The sequence below is a fragment of the Mesorhizobium sp. M0185 genome (assembly GCF_040322175.1).
Classification (GTDB): Bacteria; Pseudomonadota; Alphaproteobacteria; order Rhizobiales; family Rhizobiaceae; genus Mesorhizobium.
Genome location: NZ_JAMYSY010000002.1, coordinates 108632 through 134146, shown reverse-complemented (window position 1 = coordinate 134146; position 25515 = coordinate 108632). Strand labels below are relative to the sequence as shown.

Genomic DNA, 25515 nt, shown 5'->3' with positions numbered 1-25515 from the left:
GCGAAATCTCCGAAACAGAGTCAAGAAAGGGAAACGGAAGCGACGAGCAGGATTGCGATCTCGCCCAGCTGCTGCAGGGCGCCGACGGTGTCGCCGGTCTGACCGCCGATCTGGTTGATACACAGCGCGCGGAAGGCGGCAAACAGAAACGCAAGCAGGATGAGCGCGAAGATGGCAGCGCTGAACCCAAGCGCCAGCAGCGCGGCCGCACCGAGCACAGCACCGGCTATAGCGGTTTCGGCCGTGACTGTGCCTGCATCAACCGAGAGGCCGTCGCTACGGGCCGGCGGCAGCAGGTGCATGAAGGCGCCGAGCAGGCCGCGCGACGCCGCATGCGCGGCAATGAGGGCCCAAAGGACATGAGCCGGGCCGGCGAATCCAGAGAGCACGCTCCAGCGGATCAGCAGCGAGATGCCGAGCGCGCAGGCGCCGTAGGCACCGATGCGGCTGTCACGCATGATCTTCAATTTCCTTTCGCGCGTCTTGCCGCCGCCAAAGCCGTCGGCGACGTCCGAAAGGCCGTCCTCATGCAGGCAGCCGGTGGCGAGCAAGATCGCGGCAAGGGTCAACGCTGCAGCAGGACCCTCGGCTAGGCCGAGCCTCGTTCCGACGGCGTAGACCAGCGCACCGGCCAGAGCGACGGCGAGACCGGCAAGCGGTGCAGCCCAGATCGCAGCGGCAAGGCTGCGGCCACGGAAGTCGGTTCCGGGCAGCGGCAGCCGGGTAAAGAAGACGAGGCAAAGCACGATATCATCGAGAATTTGCTGTTGCGAGGCCTTCATCCGCCCCTCGCAATGGCATGGAAGAACGTGCCGCTGACATTGCCGCGCCGGTATCCCGAGGCGCCGAGCGGATTTCCTTGACCGTCGGCGAGGTCGGCCAGCGGCTCGTCATTGCCGGTCGCAACCATCTGCGCGTAGTGGAATTCATGGCCGCGGATCAGCGTGCCTTGGCTGCCGAGCGGACAGCCGGACCGCAGCCGCGCCTCGCGGTAGCCGAGATTCATCTTGCGCTTGGCGAAGCTGGTCGAATGGCCGAGGAGGCCAAGCATCGGATGCGTCTCGCCCGACGCGTCCTCGAGCGCTTCGCCCAACACCATGAAGCCGCCGCACTCGCCGTGCACCGGCCGCGTGGCGGCGAACCTCGCCATGCCGGCCCTGAAATTCGCCGCGGCGGCGAGGCGGCCGGCGTGAAGCTCGGGATAGCCGCCGGGCAGCCAGCAGACATCGCAATCGTCGCCTGGCGCCTCATCGGTGAGCGGCGAGAACGGAACGATCTCGGCGCCGGCCTTGCGCCAATGCGCGGCAACGTGCGGATAGAGGAAGGTGAAGGCGGCGTCCTCGGCCAATGCGATGCGCTGGCCGGGCGGCGGCAGCGCGTCGCCGAAATTGCCCGGCGCGGGCGTGAATGGCGCCGCCAGCGCCATAATGGCGTCGAGGTCGAGCGAGCGCTCGACCATGTCGGCCAGCCGGTCGAGATGCGCCATCAGATTCTCATATTCGCCGGCCTGGACGAGGCCAAGATGGCGCTCGGGCAGGTTGAGCGAGGGATCGCGCAGGATAGCGCCGACGACAGGCAGGCCGAGTGCCTCGATGGCATCGCCGCATAGCCGGCGGTGGCGCTCGCTGCCCAGCCGGTTGAGCACGACCCCGGCCATGCGCACATCCGGATCGTAAGTGGCAAAACCCTTGGCGACGGCCGCCGCCGTGGTCGACTGTCCGGAGACGTCGAGCACCAGCAGCACCGGCAGGCCGTAGAGCCGGGCAAGGTCGGCGGCCGAGCCGGTGCGGCCTGGAGCAGCAGGGATCCCGTCGAACAGGCCCATGGCGCTTTCGAGAAAGATGAAGTCGGCGTCCTCGGTCGCTTCGCCGGCCAGTGTGTTGAGCAGGGCGGGCGGCATTGCCCAGCTGTCGAGATTGATGCCGGACAAGCCTGTGGCTGCGGTGTGGAAGCCGGGATCGATATAGTCCGGGCCGGATTTGGCGCCGCGCACTTTCAGGCCGCGCCGGGCGAGGGCGCGTAGAATGCCGATGGTGACGCTGGTCTTGCCCGAGCCCGAGCGCGGCGCGCCGATGATGATGGCGCGGGTCATGACTCACCCGCCAGTGCCGCGCGCATCCCGACGATGCCGCCGACGACGATCAGCGCCGGCGAGGTCAAGCCGGCTGCGGCCGCTTCCTCGGCAATCGTGGCGAGCGTGGCGACGACGATACGCTCCTGCGGCGTCGTCGCGGCAACGATGACCGCGGCGGGCGTCGAAGATGGCAGGCCGCCCTCGAGCAGCGAAGCGGCGATCAGCGGCAGGTTGGCCATACCCATATAGATGACCACCGGCTGGCCGGTGCGGGCGATTGCCGCCCAGTCGAGATCGTCATCGGTGCCGGCGGCATGGCCGGTCGCCAGGATCAGCGCCTTGTTGATGCCGCGCATGGTGCCGGGAATGCCGGTCGCGGCCAGCGCGCTGAGGCCGGACGTCAGGCCAGGCAGGATGCGGAACGGGATAGTTTCCCCGGCCAGCGCCAGCGCCTCTTCGCCGCCACGCCCGAAAATATAGGGGTCGCCGCCCTTCAGCCTGACGACGCGCCGGCCCGCGCGCGCCAGCCGGACCAGCAGAGCGGTGATGTCGTCCTGCTTCATCGACGGCTTGCCGCCGCGTTTGCCGGCATAGAACAGTTCCGCGCCCTCGGCGACAGCGACGACTTCTGGCGAGACCAGCGCGTCATAAACCAGCGCGTCGCACTGTCCGAGGGCGGCCAGCACTTCCAGCGTCAGGCAGCCGGGATCGCCAGGGCCGGCGCCGGCCAGCCAGACATGCCCGGGCTCAAGCTGGCGCGGCTTGAAGTTGAGCCGGGTGAGCGCCTGCTCGACCGTAGTGTTTCTGTTGCTGCCGCTCACAATCCGTCCCGTCCGCGAAAGCGTCGCTGGTAGTGCGCGTCGTACAGTGAACTTTCGCCAAAGCCCTCCGCCGCCAGCGAGCGGCCGACGAAGATGATTGCCGTGCGTTCCATCGGATCGGCGGCCAGTTGCGCCTCGATGGTGGCCAGCGTGCCGGTCAGCACGCGCTCGTCCGGCCAGGAAGCACGGAAGACGACCGCCACCGAGCAATCGGCGCCATAGAACGGCGTCAGTTCGGCGACGATCCGGTCGATAGCGTGGATGGCAAGGTGGATGGCCAGCGTGGCGCCGGTGCGGCCGAAGCCGGCCAGCGTTTCGCCGGGAGGCATTTTCGAGGCGCGGCCGGAGATGCGGGTCAGCACCAGGCTTTGCGCGACTTCTGGAATGGTCAGCTCGCGGCGCAGCGCTGCCGCCGCAGCGGCGAAGGACGGCACGCCCGGCGTCAGCGTGTAAGGAATGCCGTGCTTTTCCAGCCGGCGGATCTGCTCGGCAACGGCGCTCCACACCGAAAGATCGCCGGAATGCAGGCGGGCGACATCATTGCCGGCCGCGTGGGCGGCCAGATATTCGGCCTCGATCTCGTCGAGCGACATCGGCGCGGTGTCGATCAACCTCGTTCCGGGCGCGCAGTGCTGCAACAGCTCCGGCGCGACGATCGATCCGGCATAGAGGCAGACGGGACAACTGCCGAGCAGGCGGCTGCCGCGCAAGGTGATGAGGTCGGCAGCACCCGGGCCGGCACCGATGAAGTGAACGGTCATGCCGCATCTCCGCTGATGGCGATGGCGCAAGTGACAGCACCGAGCACGGTGCGCGGCCCGAGCAGTTTTGCGCCTTTGCCGGCGGCGGCAAGCGCCGAGGCTTCGGAAACCGACGGCGTGCCGGCATGCTCCTGCGATAGGTCGGAACGGCTGGTCGTAGATGCGGCTTTGAGTTCATCCTGCTCGACGACGATCACCGGAAGGCGGAGTTCGCGTCCGGCGGCGAAGATTGCCGCTTCATCCTGCTTGAGAGACGCGGTCGCGAGGGCTGAAAGCGCGGGCAGGGCAAGCCCGTGCGCTTCCAGGGCGGTTTCTACCGCGGCAAGCACGTCGCGCGCGCTGACGCCTTTGCGGCTGCCGATGCCCGCGACCATCATGGCTTCACCCAGCTCCATTGAGTGACCGGCATAGCCGGCCGCCACGCCTGCATCGAACCGACCGGCGAAGCACGGGATATAGCGATCCGGGTAAGCTCGCCTCCGAGCGCGGCGTGACGGGAAAGCAGCAGCGCCTCCATCTCCAGGGTCACTGCGTTGGCGACGAGGCGCCCGCCGGCAGGCAAGGCATCGATGGCTCTTTCCAGCACGCCGGCATCGCTGCCGCCGCCGCCGATGAAGATCGCCGCGGGCGTCTCCAGCCCGGCAAGAGCTTGCGGTGCCGAACCTTCGACGACGGTGAGACCGGGAACGCCGCAAGCCGCGGCGTTGCGTCGGATGCGCGCGGCGCGGGCCGGATCGGCCTCAACGGCGATCGCACGCATGGAAGGATGGGCCAGCATCCATTCGATGCCGATGGAGCCCGATCCGGCGCCGATGTCCCACAGCAGTTCGCCGCGTCTTGGCGCGAGAGCGGACAGGGTGACGGCGCGCACTTCGCGCTTGGTGATCTGGCCGTCATGCTCGAACAAATGATCGGCAAGTCCCGCTGTCAGCGGCAGGATGCGTGCTTGCGAAGTCGATTCAACTTCGATCGCGAGCACGTTGAGCGGGTTGATCTTTTCGAGATCGAAAGTGCCGGCGCTCGCCGAGCGCAGCCTTTCGTTCGGCCCACCCAGCGCCTCCAGCACCGTCAACCGCGAAGCGCCGAAGCCAAGTTCGGTCATGAGACGGGCAATCGCTCCCGGTGCATCGCTGTCCGAGGTCAGCGCGAGAATGCGGGTGCAAGGATGCAGCAACGGCCGGATCAGGTCGAGCGAGCGGCCATGCAGCGAAATGGTCTCGACGTCCTGCAGCGTCCAACCCAGGCGTGAGGCGGCCAGCGAAAAGGCCGAGGGCGCGGGGATCACCCGCATATCCTCCGCCGCGACCTTGCGGGCGAGGGTGACGCCGACACCGTGGTAGAAGGGATCGCCGGAGGCCAGCACGCAGACGCGTCGGCCGGAGAGCGCCAGCATGTCGCGCAGCTCGGCATCGAAAGGTGTCGGCCAGGCGCGCGCTTCACCTTTGGCGAGCGACGCGACGAGGGCAAGGTGGCGCTTGCCGCCGAAGACGAATTCGGCCTCCGCGATCAACCGCTTGGCCTCGTCGCCGAGACCCGCTACACCGTCCTCGCCGATGCCGATGATCGTGAGCCACTTTGAGGTGAGCTTGGCGCCGCGCGGAGCTTCAGCAGGCATGATGACCCACCGCATTCTGATCCTCGGCGGAACCACCGAAGCCCGGCAATTGGCCGGAAAGCTGACCGCGCGCGCGGATATTTCGGTCATGCTGTCGCTGGCCGGCCGCACCGAAAACCCGGCCGCGCAGGGGGTGCCGGTGCGGGTCGGCGGCTTCGGCGGTGCCGGCGGGCTGGCGGCGTATCTCCGCCAGAACAAGATCGACCTGCTGATCGACGCCACGCATCCCTATGCGGCGCGAATCTCCGCCAATGCGGCGGAAGCAGCGCGCATGACCGGCGTGCCTATCGTTGCGCTCAGGCGTCCCGGATGGGAGGCGGTCGAAGGTGATCGCTGGATGTTGGTCGACACCGTTGCCAGCGCGGTGACGGCTTTGGGATCGGTGCCGCGCCGCGTGTTCCTGGCGCTCGGGCGACAGGAGGTCGCTGCCTTCAAGGCCGCTCCCCAGCATCATTATCTCATCCGCAGTGTCGACCCGGTCGAGCCCAGGCTCGCTGTGCCCGACGCGACCTATCTCTTGGCGCGCGGGCCGTTTCGGGAAGTCGACGAACATGCACTGCTTCTGCAACACCACATCGAAGTCGTTGTTTCCAAAAACAGCGGCGGGGAGGCGACCTACGGCAAGATCGCGGCGGCGCGAGCGCTGGGAATCGAGGTGGTGATGATCCGCAGGCCGGCGCTGCCGGACGTCACGTCGGCTGAGACCGTCGAATCTCTTGCCGAGATGGTCGATCATTTTCTGGTCGGTCATGTTCTTGGGCCTGCTGCCGAACGCGGCGTGTAGACCAGCGCGGCCTTGTCACCCCGCTTGATGATCCTGGTTTCCGGCGAGCCGATGATGATGCAGGTCGACATGTCGGCCTTCGCGGCATCGGCGTCGGCCAGCAGAAAAACCTCGATGCGCTCGTCGGGACGGCCGGCGGCACGGCCGAAGATCACCGGCGTGGTGCCGGGCAGGATCGCAGCAAGGCATTCGAAGGCGCGGCCTAGCTGCCATGGGCGCGCCTTACTGATCGGGTTGTAGAGCGCGATTACGAAGCCGGCGCCGGCCGCGGCCAGCAGGCGTAGCTCGATCAGGTCCCACGGCTTCAGATTGTCGGACAGCGAGATGGCGCAGAAATCATGGCCGAGCGGCGCGCCGATGCGGGCGGCGACGGCAAGCATGGCGGTGATACCGGGCACGATGGCGATGTCGACCGCGCGCCATTCGGGTGGGCCCGCCTCTATCGCCTCGCAGACGGCCGCGGCCATGGCGAAGACGCCGGGATCGCCGCCCGACACGACGGCGACATCGTGGCCTTCCGCAGCCTTGAGCAGCGCGTCCCTGGAGCGCGCGAGTTCCTCGCGATTGTCGGAAGCGACGCGAATCTGGTCGGGGCGCAGATCGAGCCGGTCGAGATAGGGCTTGTAGCCGTAGAAGAATTTTGCCTCGGCAACGGCGCGGCTTGCCTCCGGCGTCACCTGGTCGGCGTTGCCTGGCCCGAGGCCGATGACAGTGAGGCGGCCGCTCATGCTTCGGCTTTCAATGCGCTTGGCCGGCCCGACCAGCCGGCCACCAGCACGATGGCGAAATAAGGCGCCTGGTCGTCCTTTTTATCGGCCAGCCGCATCGAGACGCCGCCCGGCATGGTGCCGCGCTCGACATAGATGGCCCGCGCCAGCTTGTCGGTTGCCTCCAGCGCGCGCCTGATCTTGGGCAGGTTACGGCCGACCTTCATGATCACCGCAGCGTCGGTATCGGCGAGGCGACGCGTCAGCTCGAATTCGCTCATGGTGCCCGGCAGCACCGTCAGCACGTCGTCGCCCTGGACGATAGGCAGGCCGGTCGCCGACCAGCAGCCGGACATGGCGGTGACGCCGGGAATGACTTCGCTCGGAAAGCGGTGCGCCAGCCGGACATGAAGATGCATGTAGGAGCCGTAGAAAAGCGGGTCGCCTTCCGAAAGCACAGCGACCATCCTGCCGGCGCTGAGGTGCTCGGCGAGCTTTTCGGCCGACTGCTCGTAGAAATCCGTTATCTGCGACCGGTAATCGCTGTTGTCCTTGTCGATCTCGGTCGTCACCGGGTAGAGCAGCGGCAGTTCGATCAGATCAGGGCGAAAATGCGCGCCGACAATGGCGCGCGCATTGCTGTTGTTGCCGCGCTTGGCGAAATGCGCAACGACATCGGCCTCGGCCAGAGCACGCACTGCCTTCAGCGTCAAAAGTTCCGGGTCGCCAGGACCGGTGCCGACGCCGACCAGCCGACCTTTTGCGATCGCATTCATAGGCCCGGCCTCGCCAGAGCGTTGAGTGCGGCGGCGGTCATGGCGCTGCCGCCCAGCCGGCCGCGCACGATGGCGTAAGGCACGCCATAGGAATTTTCGGCCAGCGCATCCTTTGATTCGGCGGCACCGACAAACCCGACCGGCATGCCGATGATCGCCGCCGGCTTCGGGGCGCCGTCGCGCAGCTTCTCCAGCAGATAGAAAAGGGCTGTCGGCGCATTGCCGATGGCGACGACCGAACCAGCCATGCGCTCGCCCCACAGGTCGATCGCCGCGGCCGAGCGGGTGTTGCCGATCTTTTTCGCGATGTCGGCGGTCCGCGGATCGCGCAGCGTGCAGATCACCTCGTTGCCGGCCGGCAGCCGGGCGCGCGTGACGCCGTGCGAGACCATCTGCGCGTCGCAGAAGATCGGCGCACCGGCGCCCAGCGCCGTGCGCGCAGCGGCGACGAAATCGCTCGAGAAAACGAAATGTCGCGCTGCCTCGACCTGGCCGCAGGCGTGGATCATGCGGATAGCGATTTCGGCCTCGGCTTCGGAAAAGCGCGACAGGTCGGCCTCGGCGCGGATAATGGCGAAGGAGCGCTCGTAGATCGCCGTGCCATCATGGATGTAGTCGTAGGCGTTCTGGGCGGGCATGCTCATTCCTGTCGATAGATTTCGGTGATGCCGGGCGCGCCGAGCCTTGCCAGGCAGGCGACAGCAGTTTCGCCGGAATGTCGTGCGCTGCGGATCGCCGCTGCAATGCGGCCGATGCTGTGCGCGGCGTCGTAGCCCGGCCTGTATCCGGCGGGCAATGCCTTTGCCGTCCCGTCCACGACAAGTCCGGCTCCGTTTTCGCCACCGACCAGGGTCAGCGCCGCCGGACCGGGATGGGCGCAGCCCTTGGCGCAGCCGGAGATGTGCAGCGTTAAGGAGGAATCGAGGATGTCGCGGTTTTCTGTAGCGATGATCTCGGCGATGTCGCGGGTGGCGATGCGGCCGGAGGCGCAGGCGGGTGCGCCGGGGCAGGTGGCGATCCTGGTGCGCGGATCGGCTGCGTCGGTGACAAAGCCGAGGGTAGCGGCGGTGTTTTGAAGGGGCTGGTTGGCGGCTGCCGGCTGACCGAGGAGAAGCAGGCCCCGCCTCGGGGCCAGGCGGATTTCGACTGTGCCAAGAGTGAGGGCACTCTGCGCGAGGCCGGTGAGTTTATCTGCGGGCATGCTGCCGTAGGGCAGGCCGATGCCGAGAGCGTGGCCGTTACTCAGGTTGAAGATACCAATGGGCGGGCGATGGCGCTCTACGGCGCCCCCCTCTGTCCTGCCGGACATCTCCCCCTCTAGGGGGGAGATTGCACCTTGGTCTCCGCCTTCGCTAATCGCCGAAGTCGCGCCGAATACCGAGGCAGCAGAAGGACGGCCGTCGGCGGAACTGCCGATCTCCCCCCTAGAGGGGCAGATGTCCGGCAGGACAGAGGGGGGCGCGAAGGAATGCCAGCTTGCGAGTGATCTACGCTGCCGTTCCGTCAAATCCCTTGCATGAGCTTCGCGGCCTTTTTCGGCGACCATCCTGAGAATCGCGACGGCGATATCACGGGCAGCATCTTTCTCGATCATGGCGAGAGGCCTGACATTCTGCCCGTCGCCAGCAACAGCTATCCGCCAGCGGACGCCCGCGTCGGTTCTGATCGCAGCCAGTCGTACATCGGCCACTACCGCATCCATCGTCAGTTGCCCGCCGCCATCGACAACGACCGAAACCTTCGGACCGAGCCTTGCCGTTAGACCAGCCTCTTCAATCGCCACCCTGATCCGCTCTGTCAGCGGTCGCGGATCGGCGATCTCCTGCGGATCGATGCCCGCTAGCGGGCCAGTCTCGACCGGCACGCCTGTGCGCACGGCGATGCCGAGCGCGTCGACCTCCATTGCCAGCAGCCGCGCGCTTGCCGGCGTCAGGCCGCGGATCTGCAGGCTGCCGCGGGCGGTCACTTCCATGATGCCGTTGCCATGGCGCAAGGCGGATTCGCAGAGTCCGATCAACGATTTCGGCAACAGTCCTCCAGCGACCGGATTGAGCCGCACCAGCAGCCCGTCGCCGGTCTGCATCGGCGCGGACAAGGCAGGGCAGGCGTCACGGCGCGAGAAAGCGTTCATGCCGCCACTCCCAGAGCTTGCGCTTCGGCAATCAGTGCGGCGAGATCGTCATCGATGGAATTGCGCAGCGGATGCCAGAGCCCGCGCCGCCGTGCCGAGAGAAAACGCTCGGCGATGACTTTTGCGGCTGAAGGGTTTTCGCGCAGGATGAAGGCGCGGACCACGGGGTCGCCGAGATAGGCGTCGTGCACGGCCTCGATAAGCGTGCCCGATATGGCATGGGTAGTCTCGGCAAAGCCGACAAGCCGGTCGACCGTCTCGGCGAATTCCGAGGCGCCGCGCGGGCCATGACGCATCTGGCCGGCGATGAAGCGCGGATTGACGGCGCGTGCCCGCACGACGCGCGACACGGCCTCACTGATCGAGCGCGGCTTCGGTCTTTGCGGGTCCGTGGTGTCGAGCACGATCACGTCGGCGTTTTTGCCGAGCGCGGCAAGTGCTGCCGAAAAGCCGCCGATGAAGGCGACGTCGGCCGAGCCTTCGAGGATGTCGCGGCCGGGGTCGTCGCCGGTATGAACCAGAAGGTCGGCCTCGGCGAGGCGATCCTCGAACGCGCCGGGCGCCGAAATGCCTTTGCCCTCGGAGCCGCCATAGGCGTGCGAGGTGGCGGCGAGATAGGTGCGGCCGATCTCTTCGCGCGCGGCCCAGTCGCCGCTCGACAACAAGTCCTCGACGCCCGCGCCGTAAGTGCCCGGCGAGGTGCCGAAAATGCGCGGGCTGATCTTGCCGTCGATGCGGGTCCTGGCGGCGAGCGGGTTTTCCGAATCGTCCTCATCGCGGGTCGCCACCGCGTTGGCCGCGGCGTCGATCAGCGCGATCTGGGTCGGGAACATGTCGCGGAACAGGCCCGATATGCGCCAGGTGACATCGATGCGCGGACGGCCGAGTGTTGCCGGCGGCAGCACGTCTATGCCGGTGATGCGGCCGGTGGCGGAATCCCATTGCGGCCGGCAGCCCATCAGCGCCAGGCCTTGCGCGATCTCCTCACCGCCGGTGCGCAGCGAGGCCGAGCCCCACAGGTCGATGACCAGCGAGCGCGGCCAGTCGCCATGCGATTGCATGTAGCTGCGGACCACTTCTTCCGCTGCCACCTTGCCCAGATCATAGGCGGTCGGCGTCGGCATGGTGCGTGGGTCGGCGGTGAACAAATTGCGGCCGGTCGGCAGAACATCGCTCCGGCCACGCGCCGGCGCACCGGCCGGACCGGCAGCGACGTGGCGGCCGTCGAGGGCGGCAAGCAGCGCGGTTTTTTCAGCTGCCGCACTTTGCCGCCGTACCGGATCAGCCTCGCCTTCCGGCGAGCGGCCGTAAATGTGCAGGCCGTCCTTGATGGCGAAATCCTTGAGATCGCAGAGCCAGGCGTCGATCCGGCGCAAAGCCTCGTCGGCTGCGTCGGTCCTGGCGACGCCTGCCTCTGAGGCGAGGCCGGTCTTTTCCGCCGTCTCGACGATCAGCTTCGCCAGGCGGTCGCGGCGGCGGCGGTCGAGCCCGTCGGCCTGGGCATATTCGTCAACCAGTCGTTCAAGTCTGTGCTGGTTTTCGTCCAGCCCGGCGCCGGTCAGCGGCGGCGGCAGATGGCCGAGCGTGACGGCGGCAATGCGCCGCTTGGCCTGCGCTGCCTCTCCCGGGTTGGAGACGATGAAGGGATAGATTACGGGCAGGAGACCGGTGACTATCTCGGGAAAGCAGTTTTCGCTGAGCGCCACGGTCTTGCCGGGCAGCCACTCCAGCGTGCCGTGGGCGCCGACATGGACAATTGCATGGATGCCGAGCGACTTGCGCAGCCAGAGGCCAAAGGCGACCAGCGCATGGCGCGGCGGCAGCGTCGGGTCGTGATAGTCGGCGCGGCGGTCGGCTGAGCGCCCGCGGTCAGGTGCGAGTGCCACGGTGACGTTGCCGAAGGTGGCTGCGCGGAAGGCGAATTTTGCGGCGGCAGGCGATTCAACCCCCCCCTCTGCCCGCCCGCACAACTCCGCCAGGACAGAGGGGGGTGCCTCGCACAAACTTGTCTCATCTGCCGCATTCCCCCATGCGGCCGTCACGGCAGCTATCGCTTCAGCAGGCAATTCCGCCGAGTACCCGAGATAGTCCTCAAACCCCAACCCTTCACCTCCACGCTCCAGCACCTCCAGCAACTCGCGCGGCGTTTGCGGAATCCTTTCAACGGCGTAGCCCTGTTCGCTGAGGTCGTGCAGCATTGCCAGCACGCTGGACGGCACGTCGAGACCAACCGCGTAGCCGGTGCGACCGGGGGCGCTCGGATAGTCGGGGATCAGGATGGCGAGCTTGCGCTCCGCACGCGGCGTCCGCTGCAGGCGCACGAAGGCCTCGACACGGTTCGCCACTTGCGCCACGCGGTCGGGCTCAGGCCGGTTGGCGAAGGCGCGGAAGGCCAGCGCCGGGTCGGTTTCGCTTTCGCCCTTGAATGAAATGGCGCCGGCCAGGATGCGGCCGTCGAGCTCGGGCAGGACGACATGCATGGCAAGGTCGGCGGGCGCCAGGCCGCGCTGATTGGTTTGCCAGATGTCGCGGCGGGTGGTCGCGACGATGACCTGGAACACCGGCACGCCGGCGCGGTCGAACAGGGTTTCGACACCGGGCTCGGCACCCGAGGCGAAAGCCGTCGCAGTGATGATGGCGGCAGGCTTCAGGGTTGCGAGCGCGGTTTCGACAAAGGCGAGCGACGCCGGGTCCTTGAGGCTGGAGACGAACATAGGCACGGGAGCCATGCCGCGGTGGCGCAGGGCTTCGAAAAGCGCGTCGATGGGCGCGACATCGGCCGCGAGCAGCATCGAACGGTAGAAGAGAATTGGCACGACGTCCCCCTCCCCCTCGAGGGGAGGGTGGCCCGCAGGGCCGGGTGGGGTCGTCACGGCAGTGCGCGACGTTTTGTGTAGGCGCGCTTCGGAGAGGACCCCACCCCCGGCCAGCGGCCGGACCCTCCCCTCGAGGGGGAGGGGGACGCCGCGTTCTACGACCCCCAGTCCCGGCTCGTAAAATCCCGCCTTTGGCACGCTAACAGGTTCGGCTACCGCCGCACCCGATCCAGCGAGACTTGCCAGCCTCTGCACCAGCGCCGTCATATTCGCCGGTCCACCCTCGCGGAAATAGCCAAGCAGGCCGTCCAACTCCTCGCGCGGCAGCGTCGAGCCTTCGATCAGCCGCAAATCCTCGTCGTGGCTCTCGCCCGGCAGCAGCGCCAGCTTGATACCGCGATTTCGCGCGATAACGGCGAGCTGGTCGCAGCCATAGCGCCACCACTCGTAGCCGCCGAGGATGCGGACCAGAATGACCTTGGCGTGGCGGGCGACACTGTCAATCCACAGGTCGACGGACATCGGATGGCGCAGGTCGCGCAAGGCGGCGAGCCGCATCGACGGCAGGCGGTGCGCATCTGCCTTCCACGCCGCCGCCAGCCCGGCCAGGTCGCTGTCGGTGAAGGACAGCGCCACGACATCCGCAGGCGTTTGCCTGAGATCGACAGGCTCGGCGAGATCGTCGAGCGAGGCGGATGTGGTGGTGAGGATGTGCATCGCGGCTCGTACCTGGGGTCAGCCGGCGAGGATACGCTCGATGGCCGGGCGGTTCAGCCCTTTCAGGCCGATGACGACTAGGCGCGAGCGGCGGTCGTCTTCAGCGGTCCAGGCGCGGTCGTAATAGTGGTTGACGCGCGGACCGACGGCCTGCAGCAGGAGCCGCATCGGCTTGCCGCCGACTTCGACGAAACCCTTGACGCGCAACACGTTTTCTTCCTCCGCCGCCGTGGCGACCCGTTGTGCGAGCTCGTCCGGGTTGGACACGGACGCGATGTCGATGACGAACGAGTCAAAATCGTCATGTTCGTGGTCGAGCTCGTCGTCGTGGTGGGTCTTGCGGTTCTCGATGTCGTCCTCGACGGCGAGGCCGAGGCCGAGCAGCACCGACGGGTCGACCTTGCCTTGCGAAGTCGGTACGATCTTCACCGCCCGCGCAACGTGCTTGCCGATGACGGCATTGGCACGGGCCGCGCCGGCTGCGTCCATCAGGTCGCTCTTCGACAGGATGATCAGGTCGGCGCAGGCGAGCTGGTCTTCGAACACTTCCTCGACCGGATCGTCATGGTCGAGCGTCTCGTCCTGCGCGCGCTGCGCCTGCAGGGCGTCCATGTCGTTGGCTACGCGGCCATCAGCCAGCGCCGGTCCGTCGACCACGGCAATGACGCCGTCCACCGTCACGCGGCTTTTCACCGACGGCCACTGGAAGGCCTGGACCAGCGGCTTGGGCAAAGCGAGGCCGGATGTCTCGATCAGGATGTGGTCGACCCTCGGCGTCAGCGACAGGATCTGGTCCAGCGCCGGGACGAAATCATCGGCGACGGTGCAGCAGATGCAACCATTGGCCAGCTCGACGATGTTTTCCTCGGGGCAGGTGTCGATGGCGCAGCCCTTCAGGATCTCGCCGTCGATGCCGATGTCGCCGAACTCGTTGACGATGATGGCCAGCCGCTTGCCTTTGGCGTTTTCGAGCAAATGGCGGATCAATGTCGTCTTGCCGGCGCCGAGAAATCCGGTGACCACGGTGCAGGGAACGCGCGAAAGGGAGGCAGCGGTCATATCAAGTCCTTCAGAAGGTCAAGGGGAGGGATGCGGGCAACGAGGCCGCGCTTTAGGCAATCGGGACGGCCGCGCCATGGAATGAGCCCATCCGTCGAGGTGGCGAACAGCTTTGCCCCGGTGACGAGATCGGCGCCGCTGGTCGTGGTCAGATCACCGAAGACGTAGCTCCAGCAGCCGTCGCGCAGCATGGCCGCGCTGAGCCGGCGCTTGCAATTGCCGAGGCATTCGACGGTGCGGATTTTGATGTTTTCGCTGGAAGCGGCGCGGCGCGTGTCCTCTGCGAGCAGTTCGCCGGCGCGCGGATGAGCGTCCGAACCGGTCTCGTCACGGCAGGACGAGCAGACGATGACGGTAACGCCGGCCGGGGAATCACCATGGCCGGACAATAAATCCGCTGTCTCAGCCGGAAAACTGCTGTCGCGTTCCAAATCAGGCTCCTTGCCCGGAAAACCCGCCAGGCGATCGGATTCTTATGTCCTAGACGGCAGGTCTCCTGGCTCGCGGGTCATCGCCTGGGTGCCGCCTTCCCGGGAATATCCCAGTGGTTTTCGGCCGAGGCTCGTCGCTTACAGTTGCGGGGACAGCCGCGGATTTGAAATCGAGATTTCGCACCGCATTCCCTCTTGGCCCCTGCCGTTGCGGGCAGGGGACCGTCTGGAACGGATTTAGGCTTGTGGAGGCAGTCGTGTCAACGCACGTCTATGCCGCGGCGATATCCGCGAGCGGCCGGCCGAGGTCGCCGGCAGCGGTCACCTCGATGCGTTCCAGGCCGAGCCAGCCCTGCATCTGCTTCAATTCTTCGAAAAGCTCGGCAGCGGTTTGTGGCGGGGCGCCGGGCTCCGCATAGGCGGCATGGACGCGCAATACGCCGGCCGGACGGTCGGCCCTGAGGTCGACGCGCCCGACGATGCTGTCGCCGAGCAGGAATGGCAGCACATAATAGCCATACCGGCGCTTTTCGGCCGGCGTGTAGATCTCGATGCGGTAGTGGAAGTCGAACAAGCGCTCGGTGCGCGACCGCTCGAAGACGACGGGATCGAACGGCGCGAGCAAGGCGCGCGCCTCGATCCTGCGCGGCAAACGGGCGTCGTTGTGGAGATAGGCTGTTTTGCTCCAGCCTTCGACGCTCACCGGCAACAGGTCGCCGGCCTCGACCAACTCCTCGATGCGGCCCTTGATGTCGGCGGGCGAGAGGCGGAAATAGTCGCGCAGGTCGCCTGCCGTGGCGATGCCGTGGGCGCGGGCCGAGATGCGCAGCAATTCGCGGTGAGCATCCTCGGGACAGGGAACCGGTAGCGCGAGTACCGCCGGCGGCAGCACGCGCTCCGGCAGATCGTAGAACCGCTCGAAGCCGCGGCGATGCGCCGTGGTGATGCGGCCGGCCCAGAACAGCCACTCGAAGGCATGCTTGGCATGGCTCCAGCCCCACCAGCCGCCCGAACCCTTCTGGCCTTCGAAAGCCGACGCCGCGATCGGGCCTCGTTCGGCGACCTCGCGATAGATGTCTTCGATATAGGCGGCGTGCTCGCGGCCCCATTTGGCCAGTCCGCTGTACATTTCGTCGCCGCGTTCGGCCCGCTGCATGCGCCAGCGCATCAGCGGATAGGTCTCGACCGGCAAGAACGAGGCTTCATGCGCCCAATACTCGAAGACCATGCGCTTGCGCGTGACGGCGGCGTTGTCGAGCAACGCCAGCTTGTAAGGGCCAAGCCGCGAATAAAGCGGCATATAGTGGGCGCGCACCACGGCGCTGACGGAATCGATCTGCAGCAGGCCGGTACGGGCAAGCACGCGGGCCAGATGCCGGCGGTCAGGCGTGCCGGTGGGGCGCGGGTCATTGAATCCCTGTGCCGCCAGCGCAATGCGGCGGGCCATGGCAAGCGAGATTTTTTCCTTCATGAAGGCGGCATCCGGACGATTTTGGACAGAGAAAATGACCTGCGATTCCGTGCCATGCTAGCAGGGTTTTGGCGGCATCCATGTCAGGAGAGAAAAGTGGAGTAAAAAGTGAAGGAAATCAAACAGGAGCGGATCGGACCAGTTTTCCCGGATATGCCGTCCAGCACCGCGATTTGAACAAGGTTTGACTTGCTTCGTCGAAAGCGCTGCGCTAACCCTCGCCGCGTTGCAGCATAGAGCCCCCTTAAAACGGTTCAGTGGTTAAACTGTCACGCTTCCGCAAGTGGGTCCGGTGCTGTAATCAGAGTGGATTGGCCGCAACGGAAAGCTGCAGAATGAACGCATTGTTGAGTTCGTACCTGCCCATCGTCCTGTTCATCGGCGTGGCGCTGGTCGTCGGACTGGCGCTGCTCGCCGCACCCTTCCTGGTGGCCTATCGCAACCCCGATCCGGAAAAGCTTTCGGCCTATGAGTGCGGCTTCAACTCGTTCGACGACGCCCGCATGAAATTCGACATCCGCTTCTACCTGGTGTCGATCCTGTTCATCATCTTCGATCTGGAGGTGGCCTTCCTGTTTCCGTGGGCGGTGTCGTTCAGCCAGATCGGCATGCTCGGTTTCTGGTCGATGATGGTGTTTTTGGCGGTGCTGACCATCGGCTTTGCCTATGAATGGAAAAAAGGAGCGCTGGAATGGGATTGAACGACAGTTCCGGCACGCTCGTCGCGCCGAAGCCCAAGGGCCTCATCGACCCCAACACCGGCAGGACGGTCGGGTCCGACGATCCATTCTTCCTGGAGATCAACAACGAGCTCGCCGACAAGGGCTTTCTCGTCACCTCGACCGAGGCGCTGATCACCTGGGCGCGCAGCGGCTCGTTGATGTTCATGACCTTCGGTCTCGCCTGCTGCGCCGTCGAGATGATCCATACTTCGATGCCGCGCTATGACTCGGAGAGGTTCGGTGTCGCGCCGCGCGCGTCCCCGCGCCAGTCCGACATCATGATCGTCGCCGGCACGCTGACCAACAAGATGGCGCCGGCGCTGCGCAAGGTCTACGATCAGATGCCGGAGCCGCGCTACGTCATCTCGATGGGCTCCTGCGCCAATGGCGGCGGCTATTATCATTATTCCTATTCGGTGGTGCGCGGCTGCGACCGCATCGTGCCGGTCGACATCTACGTGCCCGGCTGCCCGCCGAGCGCTGAAGCGCTGCTTTACGGCATCCTTCTGCTGCAGAAGAAGATCCGCCGCACCGGCACGATCGAGCGGTAAATCGCCATGGATGAAGATCGGATCATTTATGGCAACCCTGAACCTTGGCTGGATTTGATGTTCAGAACGTCTGAACAGCGATTTGTAAAAACGGACTCCGGTTCGACGTTTTATTCTTCTGCGCTCTCAACAGACACGAAATTTGGTGCTGCTGGTGTCGGTATCGACATCCGATTGAATGATTGGGAAGCCGAGCCGACAAGCGACCCACGAATTATCTTTTATCATGGCGACGTAAGACTGCGTTCGCTTGGCGATCGAACCAAGAATCTGATTGGTGAAATGTCGGCCAAGCTTTCCTCTGCCGCGTCGGGCCAGGGAGCAACTACCGAAAAGCTGTTTGTGGAATGCGTTGCTCTAAATGGCGACCCTGCGCATCTGGAAACCCGGCAGTTTGTCGGAAAGCTGTTTTTTGGCGAGCCGGGTGACGATGATGAATGCCAGGTTTTTTTGACTATTGACGCCGCCAGGGAGAGCGGCTGGTTTGGTGAAAAAGATCCAGAAGACTCGCGCAAGGTTCTGGGCTGGTTGGCGAGGTTGTCATGACCCAGGCGTTGAATGACCTCTCGACCTATCTCGGCGAGAAGCTGATCGGCCGGATCGGCGAGGCGGTGTTCGCCTATGGCGAACTCACCATCTCGGTCGAGCCGCGCGACCTGATCGAGGTGGTGACCTTCCTGCGCGACGACCCGAAATGCCAGTTCATTTCGATCATCGACGTCTGCGGCGCCGATTATCCATCGCGGGCGAAGCGCTTCGACGTCGTCTATCATTTGCTGTCGCCGAGACAGAATATCCGCATCCGAATCAAGGTCCAGGCCGACGAAGAGACGCTGGTGCCGTCAATCACCGGGATTTATCCCGGCGCCGACTGGTTCGAGCGCGAGACCTATGATCTCTATGGCGTGCTGTTTTCAGGCCATCCCGATCTGCGGCGGATTCTGACCGATTACGGCTTTGAAGGCCATCCGCTGCGCAAGGACTTTCCGCTGACCGGCTTCGTCGAGGTGCGTTACGACGACGAAGCCAAGCGCGTCATCTACGAGCCAGTGGAGCTCAAGCAGGAATTCCGCAATTTCGATTTTCTGTCTCCGTGGGAAGGTACGGATTACGTGCTTCCGGGGGATGAAAAGGCAAAGCAGTAAATGGCTGAAACCTCCGTTCGCAACTTCAACATCAATTTTGGCCCGCAACATCCAGCGGCGCACGGCGTTTTGCGCCTGGTGCTGGAGCTTGACGGCGAAGTCGTCGATCGCGTTGACCCGCATATCGGGCTGTTGCACCGCGGCACGGAAAAGCTGATCGAGGCCAAGACTTATCTGCAGGCCGTGCCCTATCTCGACCGGCTCGATTATTGCGCGCCGATGAACCAGGAGCATGCCTTTGCGCTTGCCGCCGAGCGTCTGCTCGGCATCGAGGTGCCAAAGCGCGGCCAGTTGATCCGAGTGCTCTATTCGGAAATCGGCCGCATCATGTCGCACATCCTCAATGTGACGACGCAGGCGATGGATGTCGGCGCGCTGACGCCGCCGCTGTGGGGCTTCGTCGAGCGCGAAAAGCTGATGGTGTTCTACGAGCGCGCCTCGGGTTCGCGCATGCACGCGGCCTATTTCCGCCCCGGCGGCGTGCATCAGGATCTGCCGCAGAAGCTGATCGAGGACATCGGCAAGTGGATCGACCCATTCCTGAAATCGGTCGACGACCTCGACTCACTCTTGACCGGCAACCGCATCTTCAAGCAGCGCAATGTCGACATCGCGACGGTGTCTCTGGCCGACGCCTGGGCCTGGGGTTTTTCCGGCGTCATGGTGCGCGGCTCGGGCGCGCCGTGGGACCTGCGCAAATCGCAGCCCTACGAATGCTATGCCGAGATGGATTTCGACATTCCGATCGGCAAGAACGGTGACTGTTTCGACCGCTATCTGGTGCGCATGGAAGAGATGCGGCAGTCGGCGAAAATCATGCGCCAGTGCGTCGATCTGTTGCTCGGTAAGGAGGGCAGCGGGCCGGTGTCCAACCTTGACGGCAAGGTGGTGCCGCCGAAGCGCGCGGCGATGAAGCGCTCGATGGAAGCGCTGATCCATCATTTCAAGCTCTACACCGAAGGCTACCGCGTGCCGGCCGGCGAGGTCTATGCGGCGGTCGAGGCGCCGAAGGGCGAGTTCGGCGTCTATCTCGTCTCCGACGGCACCAACAAGCCCTATCGCTGCAAGCTGCGCGCGCCCGGCTTCGCGCATCTCCAGGCCATGGACTTTTTGTGTCGCGGCCACATGTTGGCCGACGTCACCGCCGTGTTGGGTTCACTCGACATCGTGTTTGGTGAGGTCGATCGGTGATGATGGGAATGGCTCGACCGTCAAAGGCGTTTCTGGCCGCGGCATGCCTTGCGGCTTCCGCTGAAGTGTCGCTTGCTGGGTCCGGTGAGGGTCTCTCGTCGACCGATCTTCTCAAAGAGGGGTTCAAGCTTATTGCAGAAGGCGATCTGCTTACAGTCCGTCGCTTGAGCACCCAGACCCCAGCAATGGATGAGGGCATTCTTGTCCATGGCCGGCCGTCGACATCGTCCAACTGCGCGGTTCATGACAACCTCGTAGCGTCATTGATCCCCGAAGAATATCGTTGCAAGCCAATAGCTTGGGTGTATAGCCGCTATGACGGATACATCCGCCTGAAGCGTGGAAATGAAGAGTTCGTATGCGTTTTGGGGCGATCCGAGGATTGCTATCGCGCCTACAACTCTAACCAGTAGAAACATAGAAGCGAAATCGTAATGTCAGTCCGCCGTCTCGCAGAAGCCAGCCTCCAGCCAGCCTCCTTCGCCTTCAACCGGGCGAATGCGGCGGCGGCGAAGCAGTGGATCAAGAAATATCCGAAGGGGCGCGAGCAGTCCGCCATCATTCCCTTGCTGATGCTGGCGCAGGAACAGGAAGGCTGGGTGACCAAGGCGGCGATCGAGACGATCTCCGACATGCTCGACATGCCCTATATCCGTGGGCTGGAAGTCGCCACCTTCTATACGCAATACCAGCTCAATCCGGTCGGCACCCGCGCTCATATCCAGGTCTGCGGCACCACGCCCTGCATGCTGCGCGGCTCGGAAGCGCTGATGGATGTGTGCCGCTCGAAAATCCATCACGACCAGTTCCACACCAATGACAAGGGCACGCTGTCGTGGGAGGAGGTCGAATGCCTCGGCGCCTGCGTCAACGCACCGATGGTGATGATATTCAAGGACACCTATGAGGATTTGACGCCGGAGCGGCTTGCCGAGATCATCGACCTCTATGACGCCGGCAAAGGTGCTTCGGTGACGCCAGGACCGCAAAACGGCCGCATCACCTCTGAGCCGGCCAGTGGCCTGACGACCCTCAAGAGCGAAAAGGCGATCCTCAAGGCGACCCGCGACCGGGAAACCAGGGCGGCGACCAAGGCCACCAAGGATGCAGAGCCGGCGGCTGCCGTCGCAGCATCAGTTCCGCCAGCTGCTCCTGCCGCGCCGGCGCCGGTTGCGCCCTCGAATGCCAGCAAGCCGAAGACCGACGCGGTCGAGACCAACCCGGCGCTGAAATCGCCGTCGGCGACGAAAGTCGCGCCCGCGGCGGAAAGGGCGGCGAGCGTCGCAGCGCCTCTGCATTCGGCCGCCAATGCCAACAAGGCCGAACCGCAGGTCGAGGACGTCTCGAAACAGCGCAAGGGCCCCAAGAACAAGGCCGAGCCGGCGTCTGCTTTCAAAGCGCCGGAGGCCAAGGTCAAACCGGCGAAGGCTGCCGCCAAGGCGGCCAAGCCGTCGCCCGGAAACAGGAGCCGGCCGACCGGCAAGAAGCCGGTCTGAGGAACGAGCAATGCTTCAGGACAGAAACCGCATCTTCAACAACATCTACGGCCGCTTCGACAAGTCGCTGGCCGGTGCCATGGCGCGCGGCGCCTGGGACAACACGCCCGGCATCGTTGCCAAGGGGCGCGAGTGGATCGTCAACGAGATGAAGGCATCGGGCCTGCGCGGCCGCGGCGGCGCCGGTTTCCCGACCGGGCTCAAATGGTCGTTCATGCCCAAGCAAAGCGACGGCCGGCCGAGCTATCTCGTCGTCAATGCCGACGAATCCGAGCCCGGCACCTGCAAGGACCGCGACATACTGCGCCATGACCCGCATACGCTGGTCGAAGGCTGCCTGCTTGCCGGCTTCGCCATGGGCGCGGTCGCCGCCTACATCTATGTGCGCGGCGAGTTTATCCGCGAGCGCGAGGCGCTGCAGCGCGCCATCGACGAGGCCTATGCGGCCAAGCTGATCGGTAAGAACAACACCTCCGGCTACGATTTCGACATCTACATGCACCATGGCGCCGGCGCCTATATCTGCGGCGAGGAAACGGCGCTGCTCGAAAGCCTCGAGGGCAAGAAGGGCCAGCCGCGGCTGAAGCCGCCATTTCCGGCAAATGTCGGCCTCTATGGCTGCCCGACGACAGTCAACAATGTCGAGTCCATCGCGGTGGCGCCGACCATCCTGCGCCGCGGTGCCGCCTGGTTCTCGTCCTTCGGCCGGCCCAACAATGTCGGCACCAAGCTGTTCTGCATCTCCGGCCACGTCAACAATCCGTGCACCGTCGAAGAGGCGATGTCGATCCCGTTCCGCGAACTGATCGAGACGCATTGCGGCGGCATTCGCGGCGGCTGGGACAATCTGCTGGCGGTCATTCCGGGCGGCGCCTCGGTGCCGCTGGTGCCGGCCGAGCAGATCATTGACGCGCCGATGGATTTCGACGCGCTGCGCGACCTGAAATCGGGCCTCGGCACGGCGGCTGTCATCGTCATGGACAAATCGACCGATATCGTGAAAGCGATCGCGCGGCTGTCCTATTTCTACAAGCACGAGAGCTGCGGCCAGTGCACGCCTTGCCGTGAGGGCACCGGCTGGATGTGGCGGGTGATGGAACGGCTGGTGCGCGGTGAGGCGCAGAAGCGCGAGATCGACATGCTGCTCGACGTGACGAAGCAGGTCGAGGGCCACACGATCTGTGCGCTGGGCGATGCGGCAGCATGGCCGATCCAGGGCCTGATGCGGCATTTCCGCGGCGAGGTGGAGCGGCGCATCGACGAGTTTTCGCGCAACGCGCACCGTGCCGAACCGGTGCTGGCGGCGGCGGAATAGAAGAATTCAAAAATGCGGACGAATGTCCGACACGAGGAAACGAGCGCGGGGCAGACGGAAACGACCAGGAGACCACCTATGTCGCTGTTTTCGACACCCGACGATTTTACGCCCGATATGGACCCGTTGTTGAAGATGAACCAGGATCTGACCAGGATGATGCCGAAGGAGATGGCCAATGCCGTCAATCTCCTGGCGCATCCTGTCGCGGGCGCGGCGGCGATGACGGCACTCGGCATCGGCCTTGCCAACCACGCCTTTGGTATCTGGATGGGCGTGCTTTCAGGCGCGGCCGAGTCCTCGCAGCGGCTTTGGCAGCCGGTCGCCGAGGATTTCGAGGCGCGAACGGAACGCGTTTCCGCGACCGGCAAAAGCTCCTCGACCAAGGCACGCGCGGCGACCAAAACCCTGATTGCCGAGGCGCAGTCCTTCGCCAACGATGTGACCGACATTGCGACGAGCACTGCGGCGCGGAGCTTGGCGAATGCCAGCACCGTTGCAGCGGATGCGTCGGCCGGCCTGATGCCGGAGGATTTCAAGCAGCCTAAGCCGATGGATCGGCCAGCCGAGCCGGCTGACCTCAAGGCGATATCGGGCATCGGGCCGAAACTGGAAAAGGTGCTGAACGGCCTTGGCATCTGGACATACGCCCAGATCGCCGCGTGGACGCCGCAAGAGATCGCCTGGGTCGAAGATTACCTGTCGTTGAAGGGCCGCATCGGCCGTGACGGCTGGATCGGTCAGGCGGCCGCGTTGGCCGGGGCCAAAAAGTGAATTCAATATCGTGCGCGGTCTCGGCTGCGCCCGGAAGGAAAGATTGCGGAACGTCCGCAGGGGTTTGAGGCGAAATGGCAAAGCTCAAGGTCGACGGGAAAGAGATCACTGTACCCGACCATTACACGCTGCTGCAGGCGGCCGAGGACGCCGGCGCGGAAGTGCCGCGCTTCTGCTTCCACGAGCGGCTGTCGATCGCCGGCAATTGCCGTATGTGCCTGATTGAGGTGAAAGGCGGCCCGCCCAAGCCGCAGGCGTCCTGCGCCATGGGCGTGCGCGACCTGCGCCCCGGCCCGAACGGCGAGCCGCCGGAAATCTTCACCAACACGCCGATGGTCAAGAAGGCGCGCGAAGGCGTGATGGAATTCCTGCTGATCAACCATCCGCTGGACTGCCCGATCTGCGACCAGGGCGGCGAGTGCGACCTGCAGGACCAGGCGATGGCGTTCGGAGTCGATTCCTCGCGGTACCACGAGAACAAGCGGGCGGTCGAAGACAAGTATATCGGGCCGCTGGTCAAGACGATCATGAACCGCTGCATCCATTGCACGCGCTGCGTCCGCTTCACCACCGAGATTGCGGGCATATCCGAGCTCGGCCTGATCGGCCGCGGCGAGGATGCCGAGATCACCACCTATCTCGAAAGCGCGATGACTTCGGAACTGCAGGGCAATGTCATCGACCTTTGCCCGGTCGGTGCGCTGACCTCCAAACCCTACGCCTTCCAGGCACGGCCGTGGGAACTGACCAAGACCGAATCCATCGACGTGATGGACGCCGTCGGCTCGGCGATCCGCGTCGATAGCCGAGGCCGCGAAGTGATGCGCATCCTGCCGCGTACCAACGAGGCGGTGAACGAGGAGTGGATTTCCGACAAGACCCGCTTCATCTGGGATGGTCTGCGCACGCAGCGCCTCGACCGCCCCTATGTGCGCAAGGACGGCAGACTGGCCCCGGCAAGCTGGGCCGAGGCTTTTGCCGCGATCAAGGAAGCGGTGTCGAATGCGGCACCCGAAAAGATCGGTGCCATTGCCGGCGATCTCGCAGCCGTCGAGGAGATCTACGCGCTGAAGCTTCTGATGGCTTCGCTCGGCTCGAAGAACACCGACTGCCGCCAGGACGGCGCCGCACTCGATCCGTCGCTCGGCCGGGCGAGCTATGTGTTCAACCCGACCATCGAAGGCATCGAACAGGCCGATGCGGTGCTGATCATCGGCGCCAATCCGCGCTTCGAGGCATCCTTGCTCAACGCCCGCATCCGCAAGCGCTGGCGGGCCGGCAATCTGCCGGTCGGCGTCATCGGCGATGTCGGCGATACGCGCTATGATTATGAGCAGCTCGGCGCCGGGCCGGAATCGCTGAAGGATCTGGCCGACGGTAACGGCAAGTTCTTCCAGCTGCTGAAGAAGGCGACGCATCCGCTGATCATCGTCGGACAGGGTGCGCTGGCGCGTCCGGACGGGGCGGCCGTGCTCGGCCAAGCGGCGAAGCTCGCCGTCGCCGTCAACGCTGCCAGGGCCGACTGGAACGGCTTTGCCGTGCTGCACACCGCCGCGGCACGCGTCGGCGGCCTCGATGTCGGGTTTGTGCCGGGCGAGGGCGGCAGGAACGTCGCCGGCATGCTGGGCGAGACCGATGTGCTGTTCCTGCTCGGCGCCGACGAAATCGATATGGCCAAGACCGGCGGCGCTTTCGTCGTCTATATCGGCACGCATGGCGACAAGGGCGCACACCGCGCCAACGTCATCCTGCCGGGTGCCGCCTATACCGAGAAGTCGGGCACCTTCGTCAACACCGAAGGCCGCGTGCAGCAGACCAACCGGGCCGGCTTCGCGCCCGGCGAGGCGCGCGAGGACTGGGCGATCCTTCGGGCACTGTCGGATGTGCTCGGCAAGAAGCTACCTTTCGATTCGCTGCCGCAGCTACGCGCAAAGCTCTATGCGGAATACCCGCATCTTGCCCGCATCGACCATGTCGCGGCCGGCGACCCGGCCGACATCGCCAGGGTTGCCAAGCTCGGCGGGCGGCTGAACAAAGGCACCTTCACCTCGCCAGTCAAGGATTTCTACCTGACCAACCCGATCGCGCGGGCTTCCGCGGTGATGGCCGAGTGCTCGGCTTTGGCGAAGAACGGCTTCAGGCAGGCGGCGGAGTAGAC

Annotated in this window: 24 protein-coding genes and 1 riboswitch; of the genes, 10 read left to right on the top strand and 14 right to left on the bottom strand. The window is 65.1% G+C overall.

The window, feature by feature from the left end:
• Positions 1–20 precede the first annotated feature (20 nt).
• From NKJ20_RS02410 to cbiE, 6 genes are read right to left on the bottom strand one after another with little or no spacing between them, the layout of a single operon-like run.
• The gene (locus tag NKJ20_RS02410) at positions 21–782 is read right to left on the bottom strand and encodes an adenosylcobinamide-GDP ribazoletransferase (protein ID WP_352742371.1); all 762 of its coding nucleotides are present in this window, start codon (positions 780–782) and stop codon (positions 21–23) included.
• A complete protein-coding gene (locus tag NKJ20_RS02405) occupies positions 779–2092 on the bottom strand; it encodes a cobyrinic acid a,c-diamide synthase CobB (RefSeq protein ID WP_352742369.1) in 1314 nt (437 codons plus the stop codon). Before NKJ20_RS02405 ends, NKJ20_RS02410 begins: the two co-directional genes overlap by 4 nt.
• A complete protein-coding gene (gene cobA, locus NKJ20_RS02400; protein ID WP_352742367.1) occupies positions 2089–2895 on the bottom strand; it encodes a uroporphyrinogen-III C-methyltransferase in 807 nt (268 codons plus the stop codon). Before cobA ends, NKJ20_RS02405 begins: the two co-directional genes overlap by 4 nt.
• Positions 2892–3656: a precorrin-4 C(11)-methyltransferase gene (gene cobM, locus NKJ20_RS02395; RefSeq protein ID WP_352742365.1), complete on the bottom strand. Its 765-nt coding sequence runs from the start codon at positions 3654–3656 to the stop codon at positions 2892–2894. The genes cobA and cobM overlap by 4 nt, the downstream gene beginning before the upstream one ends.
• Entirely contained in the window at positions 3653–4033 is a 381-nt protein-coding gene (locus NKJ20_RS02390) for a cobalamin biosynthesis protein (protein WP_023676642.1), read from the bottom strand. The genes cobM and NKJ20_RS02390 overlap by 4 nt, the downstream gene beginning before the upstream one ends.
• Positions 4030–5271 (bottom strand): precorrin-6y C5,15-methyltransferase (decarboxylating) subunit CbiE, encoded by a 1242-nt coding sequence (gene cbiE / locus NKJ20_RS02385; RefSeq protein WP_352742363.1) that lies wholly within the window; start codon positions 5269–5271, stop codon positions 4030–4032. Before cbiE ends, NKJ20_RS02390 begins: the two co-directional genes overlap by 4 nt.
• Position 5272: 1 nt before the next feature.
• Here cbiE and NKJ20_RS02380 point away from each other — a divergent pair, with 1 nt between their 5' ends.
• A complete protein-coding gene (locus tag NKJ20_RS02380; RefSeq protein WP_352742361.1) occupies positions 5273–6055 on the top strand; it encodes a cobalt-precorrin-6A reductase in 783 nt (260 codons plus the stop codon).
• On the opposite strand, the gene NKJ20_RS02375 is transcribed toward NKJ20_RS02380, so the two are convergent.
• The 8 genes from NKJ20_RS02375 to NKJ20_RS02340 all read right to left on the bottom strand — a co-directional run bounded on the left by NKJ20_RS02375 (position 6019) and on the right by NKJ20_RS02340 (position 16163).
• The gene (locus tag NKJ20_RS02375; protein ID WP_352742359.1) at positions 6019–6783 is read right to left on the bottom strand and encodes a precorrin-3B C(17)-methyltransferase; all 765 of its coding nucleotides are present in this window, start codon (positions 6781–6783) and stop codon (positions 6019–6021) included. The two genes, NKJ20_RS02380 and NKJ20_RS02375, sit on opposite strands and share 37 nt — an antisense overlap.
• Positions 6780–7538 (bottom strand): precorrin-2 C(20)-methyltransferase, encoded by a 759-nt coding sequence (locus NKJ20_RS02370; RefSeq protein WP_352742357.1) that lies wholly within the window; start codon positions 7536–7538, stop codon positions 6780–6782. The genes NKJ20_RS02375 and NKJ20_RS02370 overlap by 4 nt, the downstream gene beginning before the upstream one ends.
• Positions 7535–8182, bottom strand: a complete 648-nt coding sequence (locus tag NKJ20_RS02365) for a precorrin-8X methylmutase (RefSeq protein ID WP_502894830.1) — start codon at positions 8180–8182, stop codon at positions 7535–7537. Before NKJ20_RS02365 ends, NKJ20_RS02370 begins: the two co-directional genes overlap by 4 nt.
• Positions 8179–9669 (bottom strand): precorrin-3B synthase, encoded by a 1491-nt coding sequence (cobG, locus tag NKJ20_RS02360; RefSeq protein ID WP_352742355.1) that lies wholly within the window; start codon positions 9667–9669, stop codon positions 8179–8181. The genes NKJ20_RS02365 and cobG overlap by 4 nt, the downstream gene beginning before the upstream one ends.
• Positions 9666–13202: a cobaltochelatase subunit CobN gene (gene cobN, locus NKJ20_RS02355; RefSeq protein WP_352742353.1), complete on the bottom strand. Its 3537-nt coding sequence runs from the start codon at positions 13200–13202 to the stop codon at positions 9666–9668. Before cobN ends, cobG begins: the two co-directional genes overlap by 4 nt.
• Before the next feature lie 18 nt (positions 13203–13220).
• Positions 13221–14261 carry a cobalamin biosynthesis protein CobW gene (cobW, locus tag NKJ20_RS02350; protein WP_352742351.1) on the bottom strand — a complete coding sequence of 347 codons (1041 nt, stop codon included), beginning with the start codon at positions 14259–14261 and terminating at the stop codon, positions 13221–13223.
• On the bottom strand, positions 14258–14692 hold the full coding sequence (locus NKJ20_RS02345) for a DUF1636 family protein (RefSeq protein WP_352699360.1): 435 nt from the start codon (positions 14690–14692) through the stop codon (positions 14258–14260). Before NKJ20_RS02345 ends, cobW begins: the two co-directional genes overlap by 4 nt.
• A 38-nt stretch (positions 14693–14730) precedes the next feature.
• Positions 14731–14934, bottom strand: a riboswitch (cobalamin riboswitch).
• A gap of 29 nt (positions 14935–14963) precedes the next feature.
• Positions 14964–16163 (bottom strand): winged helix-turn-helix domain-containing protein, encoded by a 1200-nt coding sequence (locus NKJ20_RS02340; protein WP_352450018.1) that lies wholly within the window; start codon positions 16161–16163, stop codon positions 14964–14966.
• A gap of 335 nt (positions 16164–16498) precedes the next feature.
• Here NKJ20_RS02340 and NKJ20_RS02335 point away from each other — a divergent pair, with 335 nt between their 5' ends.
• From NKJ20_RS02335 to nuoG, 9 genes are all read left to right on the top strand, one after another.
• Positions 16499–16864, top strand: coding sequence for an NADH-quinone oxidoreductase subunit A (locus NKJ20_RS02335; RefSeq protein WP_023798850.1), 366 nt, complete (start codon positions 16499–16501; stop codon positions 16862–16864).
• Positions 16855–17436 (top strand): NuoB/complex I 20 kDa subunit family protein, encoded by a 582-nt coding sequence (locus tag NKJ20_RS02330; protein WP_352742348.1) that lies wholly within the window; start codon positions 16855–16857, stop codon positions 17434–17436. The genes NKJ20_RS02335 and NKJ20_RS02330 overlap by 10 nt, the downstream gene beginning before the upstream one ends.
• Before the next feature lie 6 nt (positions 17437–17442).
• Positions 17443–17982: a hypothetical protein gene (locus tag NKJ20_RS02325; RefSeq protein WP_352450017.1), complete on the top strand. Its 540-nt coding sequence runs from the start codon at positions 17443–17445 to the stop codon at positions 17980–17982.
• On the top strand, positions 17979–18581 hold the full coding sequence (locus NKJ20_RS02320; RefSeq protein WP_352617419.1) for an NADH-quinone oxidoreductase subunit C: 603 nt from the start codon (positions 17979–17981) through the stop codon (positions 18579–18581). Before NKJ20_RS02325 ends, NKJ20_RS02320 begins: the two co-directional genes overlap by 4 nt.
• Positions 18582–19772 (top strand): NADH-quinone oxidoreductase subunit D, encoded by a 1191-nt coding sequence (locus NKJ20_RS02315; protein ID WP_352450015.1) that lies wholly within the window; start codon positions 18582–18584, stop codon positions 19770–19772.
• 434 nt (positions 19773–20206) lie between these two features.
• A complete protein-coding gene (gene nuoE / locus NKJ20_RS02310; protein ID WP_352742346.1) occupies positions 20207–21268 on the top strand; it encodes an NADH-quinone oxidoreductase subunit NuoE in 1062 nt (353 codons plus the stop codon).
• Positions 21269–21278: 10 nt separating this feature from the next.
• Positions 21279–22583, top strand: coding sequence for an NADH-quinone oxidoreductase subunit NuoF (nuoF, locus tag NKJ20_RS02305; RefSeq protein WP_352742344.1), 1305 nt, complete (start codon positions 21279–21281; stop codon positions 22581–22583).
• Between the two features lie 78 nt (positions 22584–22661).
• Positions 22662–23357, top strand: a complete 696-nt coding sequence (locus tag NKJ20_RS02300; RefSeq protein ID WP_352450013.1) for a helix-hairpin-helix domain-containing protein — start codon at positions 22662–22664, stop codon at positions 23355–23357.
• 74 nt (positions 23358–23431) lie between these two features.
• Positions 23432–25513: an NADH-quinone oxidoreductase subunit NuoG gene (gene nuoG / locus NKJ20_RS02295; protein ID WP_023676624.1), complete on the top strand. Its 2082-nt coding sequence runs from the start codon at positions 23432–23434 to the stop codon at positions 25511–25513.
• Positions 25514–25515: the final 2 nt, after the last annotated feature.

Bases quoted from the DNA above. Each gene is read 5' to 3' on its own strand.
- cobN (WP_352742353.1), bottom strand. From the start codon at position 13,202: ATGCACATCCTCACCACCACATCCGCCTCGCTCGACGATCTCGCCGAG.
- NKJ20_RS02370 (WP_352742357.1), bottom strand. From the start codon at position 7,538: ATGAATGCGATCGCAAAAGGTCGGCTGGTCGGCGTCGGCACCGGTCCT.
- NKJ20_RS02380 (WP_352742361.1), top strand. From the start codon at position 5,273: ATGACCCACCGCATTCTGATCCTCGGCGGAACCACCGAAGCCCGGCAA.
- NKJ20_RS02325 (WP_352450017.1), top strand. From the start codon at position 17,443: ATGGATGAAGATCGGATCATTTATGGCAACCCTGAACCTTGGCTGGAT.
- NKJ20_RS02410 (WP_352742371.1), bottom strand. From the start codon at position 782: ATGAAGGCCTCGCAACAGCAAATTCTCGATGATATCGTGCTTTGCCTC.
- NKJ20_RS02390 (WP_023676642.1), bottom strand. From the start codon at position 4,033: ATGATGGTCGCGGGCATCGGCAGCCGCAAAGGCGTCAGCGCGCGCGAC.
- NKJ20_RS02405 (WP_352742369.1), bottom strand. From the start codon at position 2,092: ATGACCCGCGCCATCATCATCGGCGCGCCGCGCTCGGGCTCGGGCAAG.
- NKJ20_RS02315 (WP_352450015.1), top strand. From the start codon at position 18,582: ATGGCTGAAACCTCCGTTCGCAACTTCAACATCAATTTTGGCCCGCAA.
- NKJ20_RS02300 (WP_352450013.1), top strand. From the start codon at position 22,662: ATGTCGCTGTTTTCGACACCCGACGATTTTACGCCCGATATGGACCCG.
- NKJ20_RS02320 (WP_352617419.1), top strand. From the start codon at position 17,979: ATGACCCAGGCGTTGAATGACCTCTCGACCTATCTCGGCGAGAAGCTG.
- NKJ20_RS02375 (WP_352742359.1), bottom strand. From the start codon at position 6,783: ATGAGCGGCCGCCTCACTGTCATCGGCCTCGGGCCAGGCAACGCCGAC.
- cobW (WP_352742351.1), bottom strand. From the start codon at position 14,261: ATGACCGCTGCCTCCCTTTCGCGCGTTCCCTGCACCGTGGTCACCGGA.
- NKJ20_RS02340 (WP_352450018.1), bottom strand. From the start codon at position 16,163: ATGAAGGAAAAAATCTCGCTTGCCATGGCCCGCCGCATTGCGCTGGCG.
- NKJ20_RS02330 (WP_352742348.1), top strand. From the start codon at position 16,855: ATGGGATTGAACGACAGTTCCGGCACGCTCGTCGCGCCGAAGCCCAAG.
- NKJ20_RS02335 (WP_023798850.1), top strand. From the start codon at position 16,499: ATGAACGCATTGTTGAGTTCGTACCTGCCCATCGTCCTGTTCATCGGC.
- NKJ20_RS02365 (WP_502894830.1), bottom strand. From the start codon at position 8,182: ATGAGCATGCCCGCCCAGAACGCCTACGACTACATCCATGATGGCACG.
- nuoF (WP_352742344.1), top strand. From the start codon at position 21,279: ATGCTTCAGGACAGAAACCGCATCTTCAACAACATCTACGGCCGCTTC.
- cobM (WP_352742365.1), bottom strand. From the start codon at position 3,656: ATGACCGTTCACTTCATCGGTGCCGGCCCGGGTGCTGCCGACCTCATC.
- cbiE (WP_352742363.1), bottom strand. From the start codon at position 5,271: ATGCCTGCTGAAGCTCCGCGCGGCGCCAAGCTCACCTCAAAGTGGCTC.
- cobG (WP_352742355.1), bottom strand. From the start codon at position 9,669: ATGAACGCTTTCTCGCGCCGTGACGCCTGCCCTGCCTTGTCCGCGCCG.
- nuoG (WP_023676624.1), top strand. From the start codon at position 23,432: ATGGCAAAGCTCAAGGTCGACGGGAAAGAGATCACTGTACCCGACCAT.
- nuoE (WP_352742346.1), top strand. From the start codon at position 20,207: ATGTCAGTCCGCCGTCTCGCAGAAGCCAGCCTCCAGCCAGCCTCCTTC.